Origin of the sequence: Novosphingobium sp., assembly GCF_024642085.1 — a bacterium.
Taxonomy (GTDB): Bacteria; Pseudomonadota; Alphaproteobacteria; order Sphingomonadales; family Sphingomonadaceae; genus Novosphingobium.
In genome coordinates this window covers 1-5280 of sequence record NZ_JAHEBV010000056.1, presented here as the reverse complement: position 1 = coordinate 5280, position 5280 = coordinate 1, and the positions used below count along the sequence as shown (strand labels likewise).

Here is a 5280-nt window from a genome sequence, read left to right as displayed (position 1 = left end):
GGTCAACACCCCGGCACTCCTGTTCAACAACGCCGTGGCCGGGATAGAAGCGACCGTCAACAAAGCCGCCGCAGGCAACTACGCGGCTTTCGCCTTCAAGACCGGGTTTTCAGCAAGGGCACTGATCGGCCTCCTCGGCAACGACGACTTCAGCTTCAAGGTCAGCCCGGACGGCTCGGCCTTCTTCGAGGCATTGAAGATTGACCGTTTGAGCGGCCGGGTCGAATTGCCGGAACCCATTGTCATGCCCGGCCTAGCATCGGTTCCGGCGCCACCGCCTGCGGGCAAGCTTGCGCTCTACGCCCGTGATCGTGCCGGTGCGGGATGGCTGGATGTCCAGCGCCCCTCGAGCCGGTTCTTCCCCTTGCAGCCGCATTTCGGCGTGAACCGGATCGCGACATGGCCCCATCCTAGGGCACCACGGTCAACACCAATGGCCTGCCGCGCACCGCTGTGGGAACCGTCGCGACGCCGAATCTGTCCACGACGAACCTTTCCACAAGCAAGCGCCGCTGGCGCGTGGCCAGTGCCGCCACCGCCGATGCGGCGGCGGAGGAACGCTCTGCAGGCTAGGTCTGTTGGCGCGGCAATGCGGATGGGCTGGGCGGCTGGACCTAGGTGAACCGACTTTCTCTGACAACGATTCAGGCGACCGGGATGGGCTTTTTCGGCCTTTACGGCTCAACCGTAGCATTGGCCACGACCTTTACCCTCTCGGCCGTCGTCAACCGCATCGGCATCGGATTCCAGCTCGGGACCCATACGAGCTGGCAGCTGGTCCAGAACGACGGGTCCGCAGCGCCTAGCCTGACCGACCTTGGCGCCAATTTCCCCGTGAGCAGCATGACCAACATTCTGACGCTGACCATTGCTGCATCGCCAAACGACGCGGATATCGGCGTGAGAATTGTCGAGGAAGTCAGCGGCGCGGTGGCCGAGTTCACCCTCACCACCGACATTCTTGCCGCGACCCAGTTGCTAAGCCCGCGCAACTACATAAACAATGGGGCCACGGCGGCGGCTGTCGCCTACGATTGCTCCAGGGTGTATGTCGAGACGGATTATTGAAACCAAGACCGAAGTTTCTTTAGAAATAAAACGCCTACCACACGATTTCGTCTTTCTCGACTCACTCGGCAGCCAGAGAGCTCTTGAATCCGATCCGTCCATGGCTGCCATCGCAGAAGGGCTTGTTGGCGGAAGCGCCACAGCGGCAGAGCCTTGCGCCGGAAACGCGCTGGACCACGCGGCCGGTTCCGGCGCAGATTTCCAGTGGCCCCGACACTGCCAGCGGGCCGTTCGTCTGCGGGCGGATGTCCATTGGCCCGCCGCGCGGGGCGATCGCGTCAAGAGACACGGTTGCCGGTTCTCCGCTCGCCTGAAATCCGGCCGCGACATGGCTGCCGTCGCACCAGGGTTTGTTCCTTGACTGGCCGCATCGGGACAACGTCGCGCGATAGCCGTCGGGATGTCCGTCGATCCGCAGATCTGCCCGGAACGCCAAGGGTCCGTTTTCGCGGATCTGGCATGTATTCACCTCCGGCGCGGTCTCGTCGGCGCGCCCGTCCTTTCGTGCCAGCGTGATCGCACCGGACGGACACATTGACGCGATGATCGCCAGCTGGTCTGCGCTCGTCTCGTCCGGATGAAGCCAGGGGCCCTCGACATTGGCGAGGAAAGTGCGCGGCGCGCCGGTCACGCAATGGCGCGCGTGAATGCAGCGTTTCGTGTCGAATGCCAGCGTGACGTCCTTGCCCTCGACAACCTCGACGCCGTCTCGCACGGTCGGGGCGGCCGGCGCGCTCAGGCTGACAGGCGGGGATGCGTCAGCAACCTCGATGTCGGACGGCCGAAGGGTAGAATGCCCGGTCCGGAATGCCGCGGCGACCCGTGTGACCGCCTCGGCAGACTGGGCAAGGCGCGCTCCCGAAGCGGCAAGTGACGCCGCCGTCGCCTCCAACTCGGCGAACCGCTGATCCAGCACGCGCCATTCGGATGGGCCCTGCGGCAGCGCCGTGAGGGGGCGAAGCATGGCAAAGCTCATTCCGGCATTGCACGCATCCTCGCCATTGGCCGCCAAGGTGCCCAGATGTTCCGCGGCCGGGGTCAGGGCGAACATCAGATCGATCGCTGCGTTGACCAGAACACGCTTTTCGTCCGCAACGCCGTCGCGCCCGAATGCCTGACACAAGAGCCGTAGCATCTGCCCGTAAAGAGCATTAGCGTAATCCATCACCGCAGCGGCTTGGGGGTCATTGACCCAGACGCGGTTCGCGGCGGACACGGGCTTGCGCATCACCGGATTGGCCGCAACCGGACGCGCAGGGACAAAGCGGGGGTTTGCCTTCAGAAACCCTTCATATTCCGAGCGGATCGTGACGAAACGCTGGTAGTGGCCATCCTCGGTATGCGCGGGTGCGCCTTCGCCCTGCTCGACGATTGTATCTATGGCCGCGAGTGCCTCGCTGAGCGTAGAGATCGTCTGCAATCCGGGCAGGCCGACCAGATCGGGGCCGATCTGCCGCTTTGCTAGGCCGGTGAAAAGTCCCGCCTCGCCCAGTCGGTCCGTCAGATGGGACAGGCCGGCGGCAAGCGCATGGTAAAGCTCGCCGACCGTCTCGTAATCCTGACCGCTGGGCATCAACCGGTTCTGGGCGTGTTGATTTTCACCCAGAACTGAGCCGGTTAGGCGCATAATTTTCACTGAGAACTGAGCCATGTGAACCTTTCCCCAAAGCTGTGAGCGGCGGGGGCAACGGAGTGATCCACATGGGACTATTGAACATCATCCGACGGATGCATTTGCGGCAGAAGTTGTCGATCCGGGAGATTGCGCGGCTAACGGGTGTGTCGCGAAATACTGTGACCAAGCATCTGGCAGCGAACACCATCGAGCCAAAGTTTGCGACGCCAGAACGACAAAGCAAGCTGGATCCCTTTGCCGAGAAGTTGGCAGGCTGGTTGAAGACCGAAGCCGGGAAATCGCGCAAGGAGCGGCGGTCCGTGAAGCAGTTGCACGCTGAACTGGTGGCGCTTGGCTTCACCGGCTCCTATGCCCGGGTGGCCGCTTTTGCGCGACGGTGGAAGGCAGATCGCCAGCGCGAACAGCAGACGACAGGGCGCGGGACTTTCGTGCCGCTGCATTTTGATCCTGGCGATGCCTTCCAGTTCGACTGGAGCGAGGACTTTGCGGTTCTGGGCGGCGAGCGCACCAAGCTACAGATGGCGCACATCAAGCTTGCACACTGCCGGGCTTTCCTGGTCCGCGCCTACCCATTGCAGACCCATGAGATGTTGTTCGACGCGCATTGGCACGGGTTTCGGGTCTTTGGCGGCGTGCCCGGACGCGGGATTTACGACAACATGCGCACAGCTGTGGATCGCGTCGGCCGCGGCAAGGAGCGGCAGATCAACATGCGCTTCCTCGCGATGACGAACCACTATGTCTATGAGCCCGAGTTCTGTAATCCGGCGGCGGGATGGGAGAAGGGGCAGGTTGAGAAGAACGTTCGGGATTCCCGCCACCAGATGCTGCAAGGGATGCCGGACTTCCCGGACCTTGCCGCGCTGAATGCCTGGTTGGAGCAGCGTTGCCTCGAGTTGTGGCGGCAGACCCCGCATGGCAAACAGCCCGGCACAATCGCCGATGTCTGGGCGGAAGAACAGGCGGCCCTGATGCCGTTGCCCGTGGCCTTTGACGGCTTTGTCGAGCTGAGCAAACGCGTCTCGCCAACTTGCCTGATCAGTTTTGACCGCAATCGCTATAGCGTTCCGGCATCATTTGCGAACCGGCCAGTCAGCCTTCGGATCTATCCTGATCGACTGGTCGTGGCAGCTGAGGGGAACATCCTGTGTGAGCATGCCCGCGTGATCCAACGCAGCCATCATCTGCCGCCGAAGACGATTTACGACTGGCGGCATTATCTGGCGGTCGTGCAGCGCAAACCGGGTGCGCTTCGAAATGGGGCGCCCTTTCTGGAATTACCACATGCGTTCAGACAGTTGCAGGATCACATGCTCCGCAAGCCCGGCGGTGACCGCGAGATGGTCGATATCCTCGCCCTGGTGCTTCATCACGATGAACAAGCCGTGCTCACCGCAGTGGAGCTGGCACTGACCGAGGGCGTGCCGACCAAGACGCATGTGCTGAACCTTCTTCACCGGCTGATCGACGGCAAAGTGGTTGGCGGGCCGCCACTGGATACCCCGCAGGCTCTGGTCCTGAACCGCGAACCCAAGGCCAATGTGGAACGCTATGACGGCCTGCGCGCCCAGATCGCCGGAGGCCGCCATGCGTCATGATCCAGCCGCTGGTGCCATCGTCATCATGCTGCGCAGTTTGAAGATGTATGGCATGGCTCAAGCCGTGACCGATCTGATCGAGCAGGGGGCACCGGCCTTTGAAGCTGCCATCCCAATGCTGTCGCAACTCCTGAAGGCCGAATTGGCTGAACGTGAGGTTCGATCCATCGCCTATCACATGAAGTCCGCCCGCTTCCCGGCCTACAAGGACCTCTCGGGCTTTGACTTCGCCGCCAGCGAGGTCAACGAGGCCACTGTCAGGACCCTGCATCGCTGCGAGTTCATGGATGGCGCCCAGAACGTGGTCCTGATCGGTGGACCGGGAACCGGCAAAACCCACGTTGCCACCGCCCTCGGCATCCAGGCCATCGAACATCACCGACGCAAGGTCCGCTTCTTCTCGACCATCGAACTGGTCAACGCCCTTGAACAGGAAAAGGCCAAAGGCAAGGCCGGACAGATCGCAGAAAGCATGGCCAAGCTCGACCTCGTGATCCTGGATGAACTTGGCTATCTGCCGTTCAGCGCATCGGGCGGGGCGCTGCTCTTCCACCTGCTCAGCAAGCTCTACGAACGCACCAGCGTCGTCATCACCACAAACCTCAGCTTCAGCGAATGGGCGACCGTCTTTGGCGATGCCAAGATGACCACGGCCTTGCTCGACCGCCTCACCCACCGCTGTCACATCTTGGAAACCGGCAACGACAGCTTCCGCTTCAGGGCAAGCACAGCTGCCGCAGCCCGCAAAAAGAAGGAGACAAACCCACCCTTGACCCCAGCATGAACCGAAATCCATAATCAGAAGTGGCTCACTTCTCGGTGAAAAAACCGGCTCAGTTCTGGGTGAAAATCAACACTCAAATCATTCCTGGCGTTTGCATGATCCCGGGAACGGGGGAGTATGCGCTGGCAACAACCCCCGTGCATTATGCCTACGGGTTGGGTGTCAATCGCTCTGCCAACGTGCATGCCATGACT

At 61.9% G+C, this 5280-nt stretch carries 5 protein-coding genes; 4 read left to right on the top strand and 1 reads right to left on the bottom strand.

Going from position 1 to position 5280, the window contains the following annotated elements:
• The coding region (locus Q0L62_RS12895; RefSeq protein ID WP_296680520.1) for a hypothetical protein at positions 1–622 on the top strand (622 nt) is incomplete at its 5' end.
• Positions 619–1068 carry a hypothetical protein gene (locus tag Q0L62_RS12890; protein ID WP_296680519.1) on the top strand — a complete coding sequence of 150 codons (450 nt, stop codon included), beginning with the start codon at positions 619–621 and terminating at the stop codon, positions 1066–1068. The genes Q0L62_RS12895 and Q0L62_RS12890, both read left to right, overlap by 4 nt.
• Before the next feature lie 61 nt (positions 1069–1129).
• Here the strand turns inward: Q0L62_RS12890 and Q0L62_RS12885 are convergent, their stop codons facing one another.
• Complete coding sequence (locus Q0L62_RS12885; protein WP_296680516.1) at positions 1130–2719, bottom strand: CDGSH iron-sulfur domain-containing protein; 1590 nt, start codon at positions 2717–2719, stop codon at positions 1130–1132.
• 50 nt (positions 2720–2769) lie between these two features.
• On the opposite strand from Q0L62_RS12885, the gene istA reads away from it, so the two are divergent.
• Together istA and istB are read left to right on the top strand one after the other, a co-directional pair.
• A complete protein-coding gene (istA, locus tag Q0L62_RS12880; RefSeq protein ID WP_296680514.1) occupies positions 2770–4302 on the top strand; it encodes an IS21 family transposase in 1533 nt (510 codons plus the stop codon).
• Positions 4292–5086: an IS21-like element helper ATPase IstB gene (gene istB, locus Q0L62_RS12875; RefSeq protein ID WP_296680523.1), complete on the top strand. Its 795-nt coding sequence runs from the start codon at positions 4292–4294 to the stop codon at positions 5084–5086. Before istA ends, istB begins: the two co-directional genes overlap by 11 nt.
• The last annotated feature ends 194 nt before the right edge of the window (positions 5087–5280 follow it).

Excerpts from the sequence above, each read along its gene's own strand:
- Q0L62_RS12885 (WP_296680516.1), bottom strand. The coding sequence starts at position 2,719 with ATGGCTCAGTTCTCAGTGAAAATTATGCGCCTAACCGGCTCAGTTCTG.
- istA (WP_296680514.1), top strand. The coding sequence starts at position 2,770 with ATGGGACTATTGAACATCATCCGACGGATGCATTTGCGGCAGAAGTTG.
- istB (WP_296680523.1), top strand. The coding sequence starts at position 4,292 with ATGCGTCATGATCCAGCCGCTGGTGCCATCGTCATCATGCTGCGCAGT.